We start from the raw sequence: 16,530 nt of genomic DNA on the forward strand, positions 1-16,530 counted from the left end.
TCAGACCCCGCATTTCAACAACCGGCCCGGGCAGGCCGTGAACCGGCGGAAAAGGCCCGTAAGCCGTCCGCTGACGACCCGAACGACGTGCCGCCCTTCTGACGGCCGAGACGAATAACCCCCGAGTTGTTCGGCTGCGGAATGGGGTTGCTACTCGCCGCCCCCCCGGTGCGGCCAGCCCGCCGTACGGCTACCCCCCCGTGCGGCCTGCTCGCTGTGCGGCCAGCTTCTCGTGCGGCTAGCCCGCCCAAGCCCGCTCGCAGTACGGCCTGTTGGCCGGAGGGGCCGAACACCGGTTCCGGCAGGTCCAACGGGGAGCCGTAGAGCGAAGATGCGGCCTTTGCCATCGTGGTGGCCGCTCTCTCACCCCCTGCGTGACGTCTACACGCTGACCTTGTTCAGGACGTGTCGCCCGGCCGCCAGATCCAGTTCTGCCTGGTGTAGAGCTGCTGGAGCCCGGCCCTGAGCATGTTGTTGAGCGACGGGTTGCTCTCGCCGTCCGAGGGCTGCCCGGTCTCGGCGACGAGCCAGCGGCAGCCCGCGCTCGCGGCCTCCTTGGCGCGGGCCGCGATCAGGGCCGACTGCGCCCCGCGGTTGCGGTGATCGGGCAGCGTGGACCCGGTGTTCAACGAGCCGACCTCGCCGTGGACGTACAGGTTGCCGCCGCCGATGATCTGGTCGCCCTCCCAGGCCGCGTACGGCCGGAAGTGCGGGTGCCCGACGCTGGCCACCAGCATCTCCGCGATGCCCTCCTCGGGCATGCCGAACGCCTTGAGGATCGCCGACGCCCACATGCGGGCGTCGCCGGCGCCGACCGGCTCGATGCGCAACCGGGTCTCCCCGGCCGGCACGACGGCTTCGATCGGGGCGCCGAGCTTCGCGATGTGCCCTCCCGGCTGAAGGCCGTGGGTGCGGGCGATTTCGGGCCAGTTCGGCGGAAGCACGGAGGGCGCGATCTGGATGACCGCGCCCTTGCTGCCTTCCGAGCGGTAGAAGTCCAGCACGCGGCCGATGAGGTCATCGGTGACCGGCTCGTCGAAACCGAATCCGAGCGCCTTGCTCCAGTAGCCGGTCGGATCGTGCCGCATCGACATGGCGACGCCGCCCCCGATGCGGCTGGTGGTGATGCCGAGGGCCGACGCGGTGGACGGCGGGACATTCGACTCGTACTGGTACATGAACTCCGCCTCGGCGCTTTCGGCCAGGGCGGTCAGCTGTTCGTGCGACATGGATTCCTCGCTGGGCGACGCGGTCATGGGGGCACGGCCGCGCCCCGTTCCTTGCCGCCCAGGGTACAAATCCACCCGAACTGCTAGGGAAGCCCGCTACTTCTCAGGAGGGGTGGCGCTGGACCAGGCGGCGCTGGTGACGAGGGTGTAGCTCGTGAGCTTCCCCTGACCGGAGGCGCTCTTCCCGAGGTTCCAGAATTCTCTGGCGAACGCCTGACCGGTCCGCGGATCGAAGATCAGCCGGACCTGACCCAGCGTCCCTGCGTCTCCGCGCCGGGTGTACGCGACGGCCACTCCCTTTCGGCCCTGTTGGTCGGTGACCTGACCCAGGGTGGTGACACCCTTCAGGCCGGCCATCATCCGGTAGGCCGCCGCGCGTACCTCCGGCGTCACCGGCATGTCCAGCACGAGCAGGTTGGCGCTCCAGAACAGGTACTCCGTCTGGGTCTCGCCGGTCGTGGTGTCCTGCTTCAGCAGGTACGCCTTCAACCTCGCAGGATCGGCAGGCAACGTGGACAACTCGGCCGCGGAGACCCGTCGGCCGCCGAGGACGAAGCCGGTACCACGGGTGGTCTTGAGCCGGCGTGGTCCGCTCGCCGCCGTGATGACGACCGGCTTCATCCCCCTCGGGGCCGGTTGCGTCCACTTCGCCGGGGAGCCGTCCCTTTTCCACGCGGCCGTGTCGGCGGGGGTGGCCGGTGCGGCACCGAGACCCTGGAAGAAGAACCGGCTCTGGTCCTTCGGAGTCCACGCCAGCCAGCTCTCCTGGCTGATCTTCTGGAGGATGTCGTACGGCCTGCCCGCGGGGCCGACCTGCCGGGTCGCCCCCTGCTCGGTCTTGATGACCCAGTAGCGGCCAGCGATGGCCTTCTCGTCGGCGACACGTTCGAGGGCGACGCGGTCCGCGGCGGTCAGCAGCAACTGCTGTGCCGTGGCCGGCGGCGATGCCTCCCGGCCTGTAGCCGTCGATGCCGGTGGTGGGGCGTCAAGCCTGACGACCACCGCTGACACGGCCAGTGCTCCGGCGGCCACCGCCGGGATCAGCCCGCCGGCCACCAGCAGCCGGCGCCGGCGGCGGCGCCTCGTGGTGTCCCGGGGGTATGCGGTGATCGCGTTCAGATCGAGGGGGCGGGGGCCCCGGTCGAGTTGCCCCGGCCGGGCCTCGGACAACATCTCCAGCACGTCGCGATGGCGGCTCACCGGCTGAACTCCTTTGTCGATTCGGTTTCGTCTACGTCGGTCAGGGCCTGTTCCAGTCGCTTTCTCGCGCGGTGCAGACGGACGAAGAAGGTGGCCACAGAGCAACCGACGACCCGGGCCGCGTCCCGGTTGGACAGCCCGTGCCAGGCCACGAGCGTCAGCAGTTCCCGGTCGCTCTCAGCTAATTGGGCCAGGGCGGCGAGCACGGAGGACCGTTCGGCTACGCCGTCGGCCACGTCCGCGTCCACCTCATCGACCCAGGCACGCAGTTCGTCCGCCAGGGAGGCCTGCCGTACCTCGTCCCTGTAGCGCCCGTGCATGACGTTGCGGGCCACGACCAGCAGCCATGGCAACGGCGCCGGGGGCATCGCGGACAATCGCCGCCACGCGACAAGGAAGGTCTCACTGACGACGTCGTCGGCGAGTCGGCGGCCCGCCCGGCTCACCGCGTACGCGTACACCTGCGCATGGTGTGCCGCGTACATCTCGGTGAACCGGGCGCTCGCATCTGGTTCTGTCACTGGCCGGTGCTCCTCCATGAGGAAGGGACGGTTTCACCCGGTAATGCACGTGAGGCCGCCGTTCTTACACAGGCCGGATCGTGCTGTCGAAGGGGGTTGTCGTACCGTTGCGCGATACTTGCTGCTCGTCATGGCAGATTCAATGGACGGTTCCAGAGCCCTCGACTTGGACGCTCTGGCCATCGGGGACAGATTCCGGCTGTTCAACTTCACCCGCAGGGACGACCACGTCGCCTACCTGTGGGTGCTCCGGGCGATGGAGCGCCTGCGCGCGGTGCATCGGGTCCAGGTCGACACCGACGACGTGGCGGCGGCGCTCCGCGATCTGGCGCAGGTGCACGACGATGTCCCGCAACTGGACACGGGCCTGCGGAGCCGGTTGGACGCGCTGGCCGACGACGGGATCGTCCACCGGCTCGAAGACGCGTCCCGCGCGGGAACGCTGGAGCGCTACCGGAACAGGCAGTCGGTCTACCAGTTCAGCGAGCTCGGCTACCGGGCTTTCATCGCGGTGGAAGACGTGCTGGCGGCCAGGGTCAGGGACGCGAACCTGTCCCGGCTGGTCTTCTCCGACATCCTCGACGACCTCAAGGCGCTGGCCGTCGCCAATCGCACCGGTGACCAGGAACAGGTCTACCGGCGGTTGTCCCGCCTGAACCAGGTCATGGAGGACATGGTCCGCAGGTCCGCCCAGTTCCACGTGACCCTCAGCGAGATCGTGAGCTCGACGGAGACTTCGCCCGAGCTGTTCCTCAGGTACAAGAACGCCCTGCTCGTCCACATGAGCGATTTCATGGCGGAGCTCGACCGTTACCTGCCTCGCCTGGACCGGGCCGTACGCGACGTCGAGGAGACGGGCGTCAACACGCTGCTGGTCAGGGCGGCCGACGCCGACGACCGCCCGTTCCTCAGCCCCGCCGAGCGGATCGAAGACTGGGAGAGGCGCTGGCAGGCACTGCGGGCGTGGTTCACGCGGCGGCCGGGATACGAGTCCGGGGCCGGTGAGCTGCGCCGGGCGACCAGGTCAGCGGTGTCCGCGGTGATCGCACTGCTGCGCCAGCTCACCGAGGCGCAGCGCGGCGGCGTCAACCGGGCCTCCGAGCTGCGGCATCTCGCCCAGTGGGTGTACAACACGCCCGATGAGGACGCGGCGTACGCCCTGATGTCGGCGGCCTTCGACCTCGGTTCGGCCCGTCACCTCGGCGGTGCGCACGACGACGTCGAGGAGATCTCGCCCAGGGCCACCTGGTGGGACGCGCCGGGCATCGAGATCGCGCTCACGCCCTTCCGCACGGGACGGCACGCCGGTCCCGGCCTTCCCCAGCCGGTCCGCGTCGACACGGGGCAGCGGGCCGACCTGCGCAGGCGGCAGATCGAGGCGAGGAGCGCCGAGCGGGCGGCCGCCCGCAGCCTGGCGAAGCGCGGCGCGCACGGCCGGGTCCTCGACGACGCCGAGACCAGGGTGGTGATGTCGTTGCTGACCCGGGCACTGGAGGCCCGGGCGGTGGTCGCCGGCCGGTTGAAATCCGGGTCGGGAAGCGACGACACGGTGGTGTTGAGGCTCGTCCCCGATCCGGTGGGCAGTTCCGTCCGCACCACGCACGGCGTGATGCACCTGCCCGGGTTCGCCCTGGAGATCGTCCCCCGTTCCGGGAGGGCGCATGGCTGAGCCGCGCGCGGCGGCCGACGTGCCGGTCACCGACCTCGCCGCCTATCAGGACGCCGTACGGCTGGTGCTCACCAGCGACCTCATCACGGCCATCCACCCCCGGCCGGGTGTGCTCGACCGGGTGCTGCCCTGGGCCGACCAGCTCACCCGGGACCTCCACGACCTGTTCGGCTACACCCTGATCGCGACGACCCGGCACGTGCGGCTGATCCGCCGCCTCGACGGGCTCAACCCGTCGCGCGGGAAGGTCTTCACCACGAAGGCGGGCAAACCCTTCGACCGCAGGCGCCTGGCCTATCTCTGCCTGATCCTCGGCTCCTTCCAGCGATCACGGGTGGAGATCAGCCTGGCCGACCTCGTCCGGCAGTTCGGGCCGGTGGCCAACACCATCGAGGGTCTCGGCTTCGACCCGCTGGTCCCCGGGCACAAGGCGGCGGTCGTCGACGTGCTCGGCTGGCTGGTCGAGCGCGGGGCGATGAGCCTGTCCGACGGCTCGGTCGAGGCGTGGACCCGCGGCGGCGGAGGCGACGCCCTCTATGACATCGACCACGACATCTGCTCGATGATCTTCCGGCCGGCCCGCCCCGTGCAGCATCTGACCAGCTCCGCCGCCCTGCTCGAGTATGTGTACGAGGGCAATCCCGACGCAGCCTTCGAGAACGCAGCCGAGCGCCGGGCGCGCCGGCTGCTGCTGGAGCAACCGGTGGTCTACTACGCCGACGTCGACGCGGAGACGGCCGCCGTGTTGCGGCGCGACGACGTCGCCGAGAACCTGGCCCGGCTCACCGGTCTGGTGGTGGAACGCCGGGCGGAGGGCGTCATGCTGGCCGATCCCAGTGGGAAGTTCACCGACCGGCCCTTCCCCGGCCGGGGTGGCGCGGTCAACCGGGCCGCCGGGCTGCTGCTCGGCAAGATCGCCGACCTTCTGGAGGACCCAGGCGCGCTCCGCCGCGTCGAAGCTCCGACCGAGGCGGAGCGGCAACGCGACCTGATCACGCGGATCGACTCCGCGCTCCCCGAAGGCGGGGTCGTGCACGACCTGGCGTGGTCGCCGGCCGAGCGCGCGCCCGCGCCGCGCCGCGAGCCCGAACTGCTCGCCCTCGTCGAACGGCACCGCCTGGAAGAGCTGATCGGGGAGCTGTACGAGAGGTTCGGCGCCGCGTCCTTCACCGGCACGTGGCAGCAGGACCCCCACGGCCTGCTCGACGCCGCGGTGGTCCTGCTGGCCGAGCTTCGGCTGGTGCGTCCCGTGCCCGGCGGCGTGCTGGTGCTTCCCGCCGCCCTCCGCTACCGCAACATCACCTTGGCGATCCCGGCGCCGCCCAAAGGCCAGCTCGACCTGTTCGATGGAGACACGAAATGACGAGATTCAAACCGTCCCGTGCCGGGCTGATCAACATCTGGGACTACACGGACGAGGAGTTCGTGTTCGCCGACGGCAGGCTGGTGCTGCGCGGGCACAACGGCTCCGGCAAGACCAAGGCCCTGGAGGTGTTGTTCCCCTTCATCCTCGACGGGGTCGTCGACGCCCGCCGCCTGGACCCGTTCAGCGGTGAGAACCGCACCATGAAGTCCAACCTCCTCTACCGGGGGCAGGAGTCGGAATACGGCTTCGTGTGGATGGAGTTCGCCGCGGACGCGCGGACGGTCACGCTGATCATCGCCATGCATGCCCACAAGGACCGGCCGGAGGTCAAAAGGTCCTACTTCGTGACGGGCAAGCGGCTCGGCGTCGACTTCGGCCTGCTGTCGGACGACTCCCGGCCGCTGACCGACCAGCAGCTCAAGCGCATGCTCGAACCCGACGCGTGGCAGGGCAGCCCCACCGACTACCGTGAGGCCGTCGACGGCGCGCTCTTCGGCCTCGGGCGGGAGCGCTACATCCAGCTGCTCGACCTGCTGCTCGCGCTGCGCCGGCCGTTGCTGGCCAAGGACCTGGACCCGGGTAAGGTCTCCGACACCCTCACCGCCGGGCTGAGCCCCGTCTCGGAAAGCCTCGTCGAGCAGGCCGCGCGTGACTTCGACAACCTGGCCGCCGTCCAGCGCCAGTTCGACGACCTCACCGCGGCCGACGGCGCCGCCCGGGCGTTTCTCGACCGCTACGCCGACTACCTGCGGGCCGAGGTGCGTTTCCATCTCGACCGGATCGCCGGCCGTACGCAGAAGGTGGCGAAGCACGCCGCCGAGATCGACGCCGCGCGGGCGGAGGCGGAGCGCGCGGAGGAGGCCCATGCGGACGCGCAGGAGGCGTGCGAGGCCGCGACCGGCGAGCAGAGCAGGCTCGCCGCCCGGCTCGACGGGCTGAAGAAGGACACGGCCTACACCGCCCAGAGCGATCTGGAGAACCTGCGCGGGCAGGTCTCCAGGGGAGCGCAGGAGATCGCCCGCGCGCGTGAGGCCAACGACCGCAGCGCCGCGCACATCGCCGAACTCCGCCAGGAGGCGGCCGAGCTCGACACGCAGCTCAAGGACGCGCGTGACAGCACCGGACGGCTGGCCGCCCGCAGGGCAGAAGCCGCCGGGCTCGCCGGCATCACGCACGCCGACGACGACGACCTCCAGGCCGCCCGGGCGCATGTCAGCGCACGCCGGCGAGACGTCGAAGACGTACGGCACCAGCTGGCCGAGCTCGGTGACGCGGAGAAGGCGCGAGGGCGCGCCGAGCGGGCGGCGCAGAAGGCGCAGCAGAAGATCGAGACGTGCCGGCTGGCCGTCGAGGCGGCCGAGCGGGACCTCGACGAGACGCGCATGCGGGCGGAGGAACGGCTGAGCGCCTGGGCCGGCCGCTGGACGGCCCAAGCCGCCGGCGAGGCCGCGGTGGTGCCCGCCGACGACGTGGCGGTCCTCACGGAAAGCCTGGCGCGGATCGGCGAGCCGGGCGCGCCGAGCCTGGCTGAGGTCTTCGGCGACCTGGCAGAAGGGCGGCGCACGGCGCTCGCCACCGGCATGGCGGCCCTCGACGTCGAGCGCCGCCGGCTCGCCGCCGAGCTCGAACGGCTGGCCGCGCTGCGCGACGAGATCGCCACCGAACGCGACGACGCGCCCGCGCCGGCCGCCCACCGGCACGCCGACAGGACCGGACGGCCGGGCGCCGCATTGTGGCAGCTCGTGCGGTTCGCCGACGACGTGCCGGACGCCGACGCCGCGGCCGTCGAAGGAGCCCTGGACGCGGCCGGGCTGCTGACCGCCTGGATCCACCCCGACCCGGGGCTCACCGAGGCCGCCGTCGCCGAGGCGGAGGCCGACGCGTACCTGATTCCGGCCCCCGCAGCGTCCCGGCCCGCGGGTCCCACCCTGTCGGGCGTCCTCGTTCCCGAAGATCAGGACCTGGTCCCCGCCCACGTCGTCTCCGCCGTGCTCGACTCGATCGCGCTGCCCGATTCGGTCGCCGACGGCGCGACGGCCGGTCCGGCGGTCAGCAGGAAAGGCCAGTTCACCTACGGCGTCCACCTGGGAGCCCAGCCCAAGGCCGGGGCGGAGTTCATCGGCGCCACCAACCGGGCGGCCCGGCGGCGGGCACGCCTCGCCGAGTGCGAGCACGACATCCAAGCCCGGTCGCAGGAGCTGTCGGACGTCGAGGCGGGGCGGGACACGCTGCAGCAGCGGCTGGCCGACGCCGGCCAGGCCAAGAGCGAGCTTCAGCCCGTGGGCAAGGAGATCCTCACACGCGTCGCGGCGCTCGCGGAGAAGTCGACCCTGCTGGCCGCGGCCCGTGCCGAGCACGCCGAGGCCGCCACGACATTGGACGACGCCACAGCCGAGCTGGACGCCGAGCGGCGCAGGCTCCGGCAGGCCGCCGCCGATCGCAACCTCCCGGCCGCTCCCGCGGAGATCGATGCGGTCGACCTCGCCATCGGCGACTTCATCGAGGCCGCCGAGCAGCTGTTCCAGGAGCGTACCCGGATCGGCATCTACGAGGACGACCTTCTCGCGCGCCGCCGTACGGTCGAGCGGCTCGAAAGGGAGCACCGGGACGCCGGCGAGGCACTGGCGGAGAAGGAGGAGGCGCACCTCAGCGTGGCCGAGCGCCTCGCCGCGATGGAGGAGGCGCTGAGTGCGCCGCTGAAGGAGATCCTGGACCAGATCAACGAGGTCGAGCGGGCGCTCCAGGCGGCGGGGGCCGCGTGGCGGGCCGCCGACGAGCGGGCCCGCCGGGAACATGACGCGCTCGTGCAGGCGCAGGCCGCCTGCCGGCACGGCAAGGACGCCCTCGTGGCCGCGCTGAGTGAGATGGTCGACGAGTTCGTGGCGTTCGGCCCGCTCGCCCAGGCGGAGTTGCGGCCGGTCATCGGGGTCGCCTCCGGGCCCGCCTGGCCGGACCGGGCGCAGTGGGCAGACCCCGAGCGGAGCGTCGCCGAGATCGTCGCCCGGCTGCCCGAGCAGGACGCGGGCAAGGCGATCGAGTCCGTGCTCCCGGAAGGCACGGCCGCCCTGCTTGACCACTACGAGGCGGCCACTGCGGGCCGGTCGGCGGGGGAGGCGGCCCGCAAGCGGGCCCGCGACCGCATGTCGGCCGCCATCACCGAGTTCGGCGACGCGCTGGGCGCCTGCGAGGAGGACTACCGGCTCGACTGGCAGCCGGGAGAGTTCGTGGTCGTCGTGCGCGTGCACGACGCCGACGGCCGTCACCCGGTCGCCGAGTTCGCCCGCCGTACGGCCGAGCGCGCGCAGGAGCAGGGTGTTCTGCTGGAGGAACGCGAACGCACCGTCCTGGAGGACGAGCTGCTCGCCGGCCTGGCCCAGCAGATCTTCGACCGGGTCTTCGCCGCGAAGGACCTGGTCAAGGGTATGGACGCCGACACCAGGTCCAGGCCGATGGCGACCGGAACCACGGTGGGCATCCGCTGGGTGGTGGCCGACAAGATTACCGATTTGCAACGGCAGATCGCCGAACTCCTCGGGCACGACGGCCTGGGAGGCGAGCAGCTGGCCGATCTGCGCCGGATCCTGCGCCTCATGATCCGCGAATATCGGGCCGGGCATCCCCGCGCGACCTACAAGGAAGTGCTCTCCAAGGTGCTGGACTACCGCGCCTGGCGCTCGTTCGAGCTGCGGCTCAAGGTCCCCGGCGAGGAGGAGGTGCGGCTGAGCAAGAAGCGCCACTCGCAGATGTCCGGCGGGGAGAAGTCGGCCGCCATCCACCTGCCGCTGTTCGCCGCGGCCAACGCGCTCTACTCGTCGGCCGCGGACACGTGCCCGCGGATGATCGCGCTCGACGAGGCGTTCGCCGGTATCGACGACGTCTACAAGCCCGACCTGCTCGGTCTCACCGTCCGTTATGACCTGGACGTGTTCATGACCGGCCACGACCTGTGGGTCCGGTACGAGACGGTGCCCGCGGCGGCGCATTACGACATGCACAGCGACAAGGCGTCCCACACGGTCTCGGCGATGCTCGTCCTGTGGGACGGCCGCCAGCTCGTCGACTCGGCGGCCGGGTTCTCCGGCAACGACGAGCTGGCCCAGGAACTGCTGGGCTTCGCCCCGACCCGGCGGGTGCCGGTGGCGACCGGCCTCCTGGCGATGGCGGGTGCGCAGGACACCCCCGGCGGAACACGAGTGAGCGAGAAAGCGTAGGGTCCCGACATGAGCGATCATTACGACGTCGTGGTGCTCGGCGCGGGCCCCGGCGGCTACGTCGCCGCGATCCGGGCGGCTCAGCTCGGGCTCCGTACGGCGATCATCGAGGAGCGTTACTGGGGCGGCGTCTGCCTCAACGTGGGATGCATCCCCTCCAAGGCACTGTTGCGCAACGCGGAGCTCGTCAACCTCCTGTCCCGGGAGGCCAAGACCTTCGGCATCCACGTCGACGGTGAGATCACCTTCGACTACGGCGAGGCGTTCCGGCGCAGCCGCAAGGTCGCCGACGGCCGGGTCAAGGGCGTGCACTTCCTGATGAAGAAGAACGGCATCACGGAGTACGACGGCCGGGGCACGTTCACCGACCCGAACACCCTGCAGGTGGACGGCTCCGACGGCTCCTCGACGACGGTGACGTTCGGCCACTGCATCATCGCCGCGGGCGCCACCACCAAGCTGCTGCCGGGCACCTCGCTGAGCGATCGGGTGGTGACCTACGAGGAGCAGATCCTCAGCGAGGAGCTGCCCGAGAGCATCGTGATCGCGGGCGCCGGCGCCATCGGCGTCGAATTCGCCTACGTGCTGAACGGCTACGGCGTGAAGGTGACGATCGTCGAGTTCCTCGACCGGCTCGTGCCGCTGGAGGACGAGGAGGTCTCCGCCGAACTGGCCCGGCGCTACAAGCGGCTCGGCATCGAGGTGCTGACCTCGACCCGCGTCGAGGCGATCGACGAGTCCGGCGACAAGGTCCGCGTCACGGTGTCACGCGACGGGCAGGCGCGCACCCTCGAAGCCGACAAGGTCCTGCAGGCCATCGGCTTCCAGCCGCGGGTCGAGGGCTACGGGCTGGAGAACACCGGCGTACGCCTGACCGACCGGGGAGCTGTGGACATCGACGGCTACTGCCGTACGAACGTGCCGCACATCTTCGCGATCGGCGACGTGACGGCCAAGCTCATGCTCGCGCACGCGGCCGAGTCGATGGGCATCGTGGCGGCCGAGACGATCGCGGGCGCCGAGACCATGGAGCTCGAGTACGTCATGATCCCCCGGGCGACCTACTGCCAGCCGCAGATCGCGAGCTTCGGCTACACCGAGGCGCAGGCGCGTGAGCGCGGTTACGACGTGAAGGTCGCGAAGTTCCCCTTCACGGCGAACGGCAAGGCCCACGGCCTGGGCGACACGACGGGCTTCGTCAAGATCCTCAGCGACGCGAAATACGGCGAGCTCATCGGCGCGCACCTGATCGGGCCCGACGTGACCGAGCTGCTGCCCGAGCTGACGCTGGCCCAGCAGTGGGACCTCACGGTGAACGAGGTCGCGCGTAACGTGCACGCCCACCCGACGCTCGGTGAGGCGGTCAAGGAGGCGATCCACGGCCTGGCCGGCCACATGATCAACTTCTGACAATCAGATTCCCAGGCGGGCGGCGACGCCGTCGAGCACGCAGTCGAGCCCGAGCTCGAACTGCCACTGCGGATCGTCCTTGCGGGTGGCCTCGCGGAGGTAGCGCCGGTAGGTGGGGTAGCGGCCGGTGCCCATGAGCCAGCTCATCTGCGGGGCCAGCCCTGTGCGGGCCTCGTCGCCGCTCGCCCACCCGCGTTCCCGCATGATCTGCTCAAGGCCGATCTCGGATTCGACCGCGCCGCGCACATAGGACGTGACGGTCCGGAAGACGGCCATCATCGTGTCGGCGTCCAGACCCAGGCCGTCGAGCGTGGACAGAACGCGTTCCGGCACGGCCATCTGGTTCGGCGTCAGCACCAGCACCACCGTGCGGATCATCCACGGATGTTTCAGCATGACGGCCCGGGTGCGGGTGGCGAGCGTGCGCATGGCCTCCCGCCAGTCCGCGGTGTCGTCGGACAGCGACAGCTCGCCGTGCACGAAGTCGGTCATCAGCTCCAGCAGCTCGTCCTTGCCGTTCACGTACCGGTAGGCGGCCATGGGGGCGACTCCCAGCTCGGTGGCCAGGCGTCGCATCGTGACGGCGTCGAGCCCTTCCGCGTCGGCGATCGCGACGGCGGCCTCGGCGATCCGCTGAGGGGTGAGGGTCGCGCGGGGAGCGGGAGCCGGGCGCTCGAGCCGCTCCCACAAGGTGAGCTTCGCCGGGTCCTGCTTCTCCTGGGAAGGCATGGGGCTCCTCTCACCGACCTGTCTCGCGTACACCGTATCAACAGTAGACGTTATATACCGAACTGTGTACGATGTATCTCGATCGATACGACGTACACATCGGAGGGGTACCCATGGCGGACGAACCATTGACCGTCGCGGTCGTCGTCGGCAGCACCAGAGACGGGCGTTTCGGCCCGGTCGTGGCCGAATGGCTGCTCGGCCACACCGCCCAGCGCGGCGACATGAAGGCCAACGTCGTCGACCTGGCGGTGACCCCGCTGCCCACCGTGATGCCGGCCTTCGGGAAACCGCCGTCCGACGACGCGATCAAGCTGCTCGGCGCGGTGATGCCCCGGATGGAGGCGGCCGACGCCTTCGTGATCGTCACGCCGGAGTACAACCACAGCTTCCCTGCGTCCCTGAAGAACGCCATCGACTGGCACAGCCACCATTGGCACGCCAAGCCGGTCGGCTTCGTCTCCTACGGAGGACTGGCCGGCGGCCTGCGCGCGGTGGAGCAGCTCCGGGTCGTGCTGGCCGAGCTGCACGCCGTCACCGTCCGCAACACCGTGAGCTTCCACAATTACGGCGACAAGTTCGACGCGGACGGCAAGGCCGTCGACCCGGCCAGCGACGGAGCGGCCAAGGCCATGCTGGACCAGTTGGCCTGGTGGGGCCACACCCTGCGCGACGCCAAGCGGGAGCGTCCCTATGTCGCCTGACACGCAGGCCGAGCGGGGCCGCCTGCCCTACCTCGGCGTCTTCGGGCTCATGCTCGGCATCTTCCTGGCGACGCTCGACGGCCAGATCGTGAGCACCGCGCTTCCCACGGTCGTCGGCGAACTCGGTGGCATCGAGCACCTCGCCTGGGTGGTGACGTCCTACCTGCTCGCCAGCGCCGCGGCCACGCCGATATGGGGCAAGCTCGGCGACCTCTACGGGCGCAAGGGCGCCTTCCAGTCCGCGGTCGTGCTCTTCCTGGCCGGCTCCGTCCTGTCCGGTCTGGCGCGGAACATGAACGAGCTCATCGCCTTCCGCGCCATCCAGGGGCTGGGCGCGGGCGGGCTGATGGTCGGCGCGCTCGCGGTCGTCGGCGTGCTGGTCCCCCCGCAGGATCGGGGGCGGGTCCAGTCGATGATCGGCGTGATGTTGCCCGTCGCCTTCGTCGGTGGACCTTTGCTCGGCGGGTTCCTGACCGACCAGCTGAACTGGCGCTGGGCGTTCTACGTGAACGTGCCGGTCGGCGTGGCCGCGTTGCTGACCGTCGGCATGGGCGTGCGGCTGCACGTCGAACGCGTCAAAGTCAGGATCGACTACCTCGGCGCCACCCTGCTGACGATCGGCATCCTGGCGCTCACCCTCGTCGGCAGCTGGGGCGGCGTCACGTACCCCTGGGCGTCACCGCAGGTCATCCTGCTGGGAGTGGTCGCGGCCGGTGCTCTGGCCGGGTTCGCCCACGCGGAGCGGCGCGCGGCCGAGCCGGTCATCCCGCCGCGGTTGTTCCGCAGCCGCGAATTCGCTCTGGCGCAGATCCTCAGTTTCCTCGTCGGCGCGGTCATGCTCGCCGTGGTGAGCTACCTGCCGCAGTACATGCAGTTCGTCCAGGGAGTCTCCTCGACGGCCGGGGGCATGCTGCTCCTGCCCCTCATGCTGGGCATGCTCGGGTCGCAACTGGCCACCGGCCGGCTGATGAGCAGCGGCAGGCGCAAGCGCGTCTACCCGGTCGTCGGCGGAGCCGTCATGGTCGCGGGCGCCCTGCTGCTGCTCAGCCTCGCCGTCGACACGACGACCGCCATGGCATCGGGGCTCACCGCGGTCATCGGGGCCGGCGTCGGCCTGCTCATGCAGAGCACCCTGCTCACCACGATGAACAACGCCGCGCCGCGCGACACCGCCGAGATGACGGCGACCCCCACGAGCTGAGCCCTCGCCTTGTCTCGCCACCGGGCACGGTCCGTCAGCCGAGGGGCGCCGGCTCGACGTGGTGCAGATCGAAGGGGAACAGGTCGTCGCCGTGATCCACGACGGTGCTGCACCGGTGCCGGACCAGTTCGATCGCCGAGGCGGGGTCGAGTGCATCCTCGTGGGCCCAGCCCGGGAGCATCGCGGCGTCCACGTTGTAGTGGAGTCGCCCGTCGACCACGTAGTCACGGCGGAAGTCGGTTCCCCACTGGGAGTTGTGGCCCCAGCCGTGCGAGAGGTCGTTCGTGGGCCGTGACCGGCGACGGTAGGTCCAGTAGAGGGTCGACCGGTCGGCGACACCGGCCACCAGGTGTTTCGATCCCGCCCGTACGACCACTCCGGCTCGCATCAGCAGCATCGCGCCGACGAGATGGCCGGGCCAGCGCTCCTCGACGACCGACGGCGGCTCGTCGGGGTCGTCGGCCTGCCGTACCTCGATGATCTCGTGGAAGAACGGGTGGAACTCGTGTACGGCGATGCGCTCGGCGCCCAGCGAATCGCAGAACGCGGGATAGGCGTCGGTCGGCGGGAGGAACTCGTCGGCGGCCGACGCGGAATCGGCCGGGGGATCCTGGTAGCGCAGGATGAGCAGGTCGAGGACGCGGCTCAGGTGGTACAGCTGCTCCAGCGGGCTGTAATGGTCCGGCTCGGGATGTTCTCCGAGCGAGACGAGATGTTTGCCCGCGTGGCCCCATTCCCGCACGTCTTCCACGTACTGCGCATGCTCGTCCAGCCAGCGCCGCAGTCGGCCGGTCAGCCCGGGTCCCTCGTGGTCGAGGAGGCGCATGTACAGAGCACGCCAGTGGTGACCTGGTGATATGTCCTCACTCACGCGTTCAATGATCGTATGTGGGTGCTTCTCGTGGCAAAGCGGTTTCCGTAGGGCAGAGTCTGCGAGCGGAGGCCATGTCCCGGTTCATCTTCTCCATGCTTTTCGCCATTTCTCGGGCGAATGGCGAGTGCATTTCGACCGTACGACGTCCTGAACGCTATATGTGCAAATATTTTCGCCTTGTTGGGTAATTCGATGGGATCGGCTCTCGTCGTGGAGAAGAAAGCCGCCTCCCGCCGGTTCGTCGTCCGGCGGGAGGCTGTCTTCCGGCCTGTCAGGTGCAGGGTCCTCTGCGGGGAATCAGCAGGGGACGACCATGTCGATGATGTCGTTCAGCGGCCCGCCGTTGTCGTAGCGCTTGTCGATGGCGAGGTTGGCGCGCCAGTCGTAGGCGTACGTCCAGAACACGAGCTTCCAGGAGCCCTCCCAGTTGTAGAAGTTGGCCCTGGTGCCCGTGGTCTGGTTGTTGGTCATCGAGGAGATGCGGTCGTTCCACTTGGCGCCGGAGGCGCCGGTGCCGACCCACGCGCCGTCCGGGTAGCGGTATCCGCCGAGGTCGTACCACCCGCAGGTGTAGAACCGGATGCCGTTTCCGCCTCCGTTGGAGTGCTCCCACGTGCAGAGGTAGTAGTAGGCGCAGGAGGCGGCCAAGGCACGCGCTTCAGCCTGCGTGCGCGGCAGCATGAGCACCATGCCGTCGGCGATCTTCACTTCGGTGGGGCTGATCTTCACCGCCTTCGGGTTGAGGCTGAGGACCTTGTCCACCGTGAGTTGCGCGCTTCCGGCCGGTGGCGCGGAGGGAGCGGCCTGGGCTGATCCGGCGGAGATGGCGATCGTGCATGCTGCGGTGAGCATGCCGACGATCACGGCGAGCGTGCGGGGGAGTCGCATGAGACTGCCTTTCTACAGAGCGATGATGTGAACTGCGGCATTGCCGTACGTCCGCGAGGGGTGCGTTTCAGCGCGCAGCACAAAAATATTCGCCGCTGCAGTGAGCCACCCCGTCGGAACTCTCCTTGCTCACTCTCATGACTCGCTATGTCGAATCACGCAAAGCAGAACGTAATTGGCGCCTCGAAGGAATGCAACCACTTGATTTGACAGGCATTTTCACGATGTGGAAAACCTGGCGGATAGTGGTCTTTCGAATTTATTCTGTGACCGGATTCGGTGAGCGATCTTTACTTGTCCGTCGCGACACTGTGTGATCGTCGATCGCTGTGCTCGCCGCGTTCACGCGGGGCCTGAGAGGCACGTGCTCAGGGGTGCGGTACGGCCTCTCACGTGCACGTTCGCTCCGTGGTGACGCGTTCGGCCGGCGGCCGGTGTGGAGGTCCCGCGGGCGGCGGGAGGTTTTCACCGTGGGCGTCCGAACGGCTCCTGTGCTCGTGCGGCGATACGGAAATCGGGCCCGCCGAA

General features: G+C 69.8%; 12 protein-coding genes. 6 read left to right on the forward strand and 6 right to left on the reverse strand.

Annotated features, from left to right (window positions below; all coding sequences use genetic code 11):
* Positions 1 to 398 precede the first annotated feature (398 nt).
* The 3 genes from Pth03_RS05100 to Pth03_RS05110 form a co-directional block, all read right to left on the reverse strand.
* Entirely contained in the window at positions 399 to 1,229 is an 831-nt protein-coding gene (locus Pth03_RS05100) for a GNAT family N-acetyltransferase (protein ID WP_203942948.1), read from the reverse strand.
* Between the two features lie 96 nt (positions 1,230 to 1,325).
* On the reverse strand, positions 1,326 to 2,429 hold the full coding sequence (locus Pth03_RS05105; RefSeq protein WP_203942949.1) for a CU044_5270 family protein: 1,104 nt from the start codon (positions 2,427 to 2,429) through the stop codon (positions 1,326 to 1,328).
* Entirely contained in the window at positions 2,426 to 2,950 is a 525-nt protein-coding gene (locus Pth03_RS05110) for an RNA polymerase sigma factor (protein ID WP_239118765.1), read from the reverse strand. The genes Pth03_RS05105 and Pth03_RS05110 overlap by 4 nt, the downstream gene beginning before the upstream one ends.
* A 142-nt stretch (positions 2,951 to 3,092) precedes the next feature.
* Between Pth03_RS05110 and Pth03_RS05115 the strand changes: the two genes are divergently transcribed.
* The 4 genes from Pth03_RS05115 to lpdA are packed head-to-tail and all read left to right on the forward strand — an operon-like array spanning position 3,093 to position 11,606.
* Complete coding sequence (locus Pth03_RS05115; protein ID WP_203942950.1) at positions 3,093 to 4,619, forward strand: TIGR02677 family protein; 1,527 nt, start codon at positions 3,093 to 3,095, stop codon at positions 4,617 to 4,619.
* Entirely contained in the window at positions 4,612 to 5,982 is a 1,371-nt protein-coding gene (locus Pth03_RS05120) for a DUF2398 family protein (RefSeq protein WP_203942951.1), read from the forward strand. Before Pth03_RS05115 ends, Pth03_RS05120 begins: the two co-directional genes overlap by 8 nt.
* Complete coding sequence (locus Pth03_RS05125) at positions 5,979 to 10,196, forward strand: TIGR02680 family protein (protein WP_203942952.1); 4,218 nt, start codon at positions 5,979 to 5,981, stop codon at positions 10,194 to 10,196. The genes Pth03_RS05120 and Pth03_RS05125 overlap by 4 nt, the downstream gene beginning before the upstream one ends.
* A 9-nt stretch (positions 10,197 to 10,205) precedes the next feature.
* Positions 10,206 to 11,606 carry a dihydrolipoyl dehydrogenase gene (gene lpdA, locus Pth03_RS05130; RefSeq protein ID WP_203942953.1) on the forward strand — a complete coding sequence of 467 codons (1,401 nt, stop codon included), beginning with the start codon at positions 10,206 to 10,208 and terminating at the stop codon, positions 11,604 to 11,606.
* Positions 11,607 to 11,609: 3 nt separating this feature from the next.
* On the opposite strand, the gene Pth03_RS05135 is transcribed toward lpdA, so the two are convergent.
* On the reverse strand, positions 11,610 to 12,335 hold the full coding sequence (locus Pth03_RS05135) for a TetR/AcrR family transcriptional regulator (protein ID WP_203942954.1): 726 nt from the start codon (positions 12,333 to 12,335) through the stop codon (positions 11,610 to 11,612).
* A 113-nt stretch (positions 12,336 to 12,448) separates the two neighbouring features.
* Between Pth03_RS05135 and Pth03_RS05140 the strand changes: the two genes are divergently transcribed.
* Together Pth03_RS05140 and Pth03_RS05145 are read left to right on the forward strand one after the other, a co-directional pair.
* Positions 12,449 to 13,039, forward strand: a complete 591-nt coding sequence (locus Pth03_RS05140) for an NADPH-dependent FMN reductase (RefSeq protein ID WP_203942955.1) — start codon at positions 12,449 to 12,451, stop codon at positions 13,037 to 13,039.
* The gene (locus Pth03_RS05145) at positions 13,029 to 14,240 is read left to right on the forward strand and encodes a DHA2 family efflux MFS transporter permease subunit (protein WP_203942956.1); all 1,212 of its coding nucleotides are present in this window, start codon (positions 13,029 to 13,031) and stop codon (positions 14,238 to 14,240) included. The genes Pth03_RS05140 and Pth03_RS05145 overlap by 11 nt, the downstream gene beginning before the upstream one ends.
* Positions 14,241 to 14,274: 34 nt before the next feature.
* Here Pth03_RS05145 and Pth03_RS05150 read toward each other — a convergent pair whose 3' ends face one another.
* The gene (locus tag Pth03_RS05150) at positions 14,275 to 15,111 is read right to left on the reverse strand and encodes a hypothetical protein (RefSeq protein ID WP_203942957.1); all 837 of its coding nucleotides are present in this window, start codon (positions 15,109 to 15,111) and stop codon (positions 14,275 to 14,277) included.
* Between the two features lie 300 nt (positions 15,112 to 15,411).
* Complete coding sequence (locus Pth03_RS05155) at positions 15,412 to 16,002, reverse strand: peptidase inhibitor family I36 protein (protein ID WP_203942958.1); 591 nt, start codon at positions 16,000 to 16,002, stop codon at positions 15,412 to 15,414.
* Positions 16,003 to 16,530 lie beyond the last annotated feature (528 nt).

The organism is Planotetraspora thailandica, assembly GCF_016863335.1.
Taxonomy (GTDB): Bacteria; Actinomycetota; Actinomycetes; order Streptosporangiales; family Streptosporangiaceae; genus Planotetraspora; species Planotetraspora thailandica.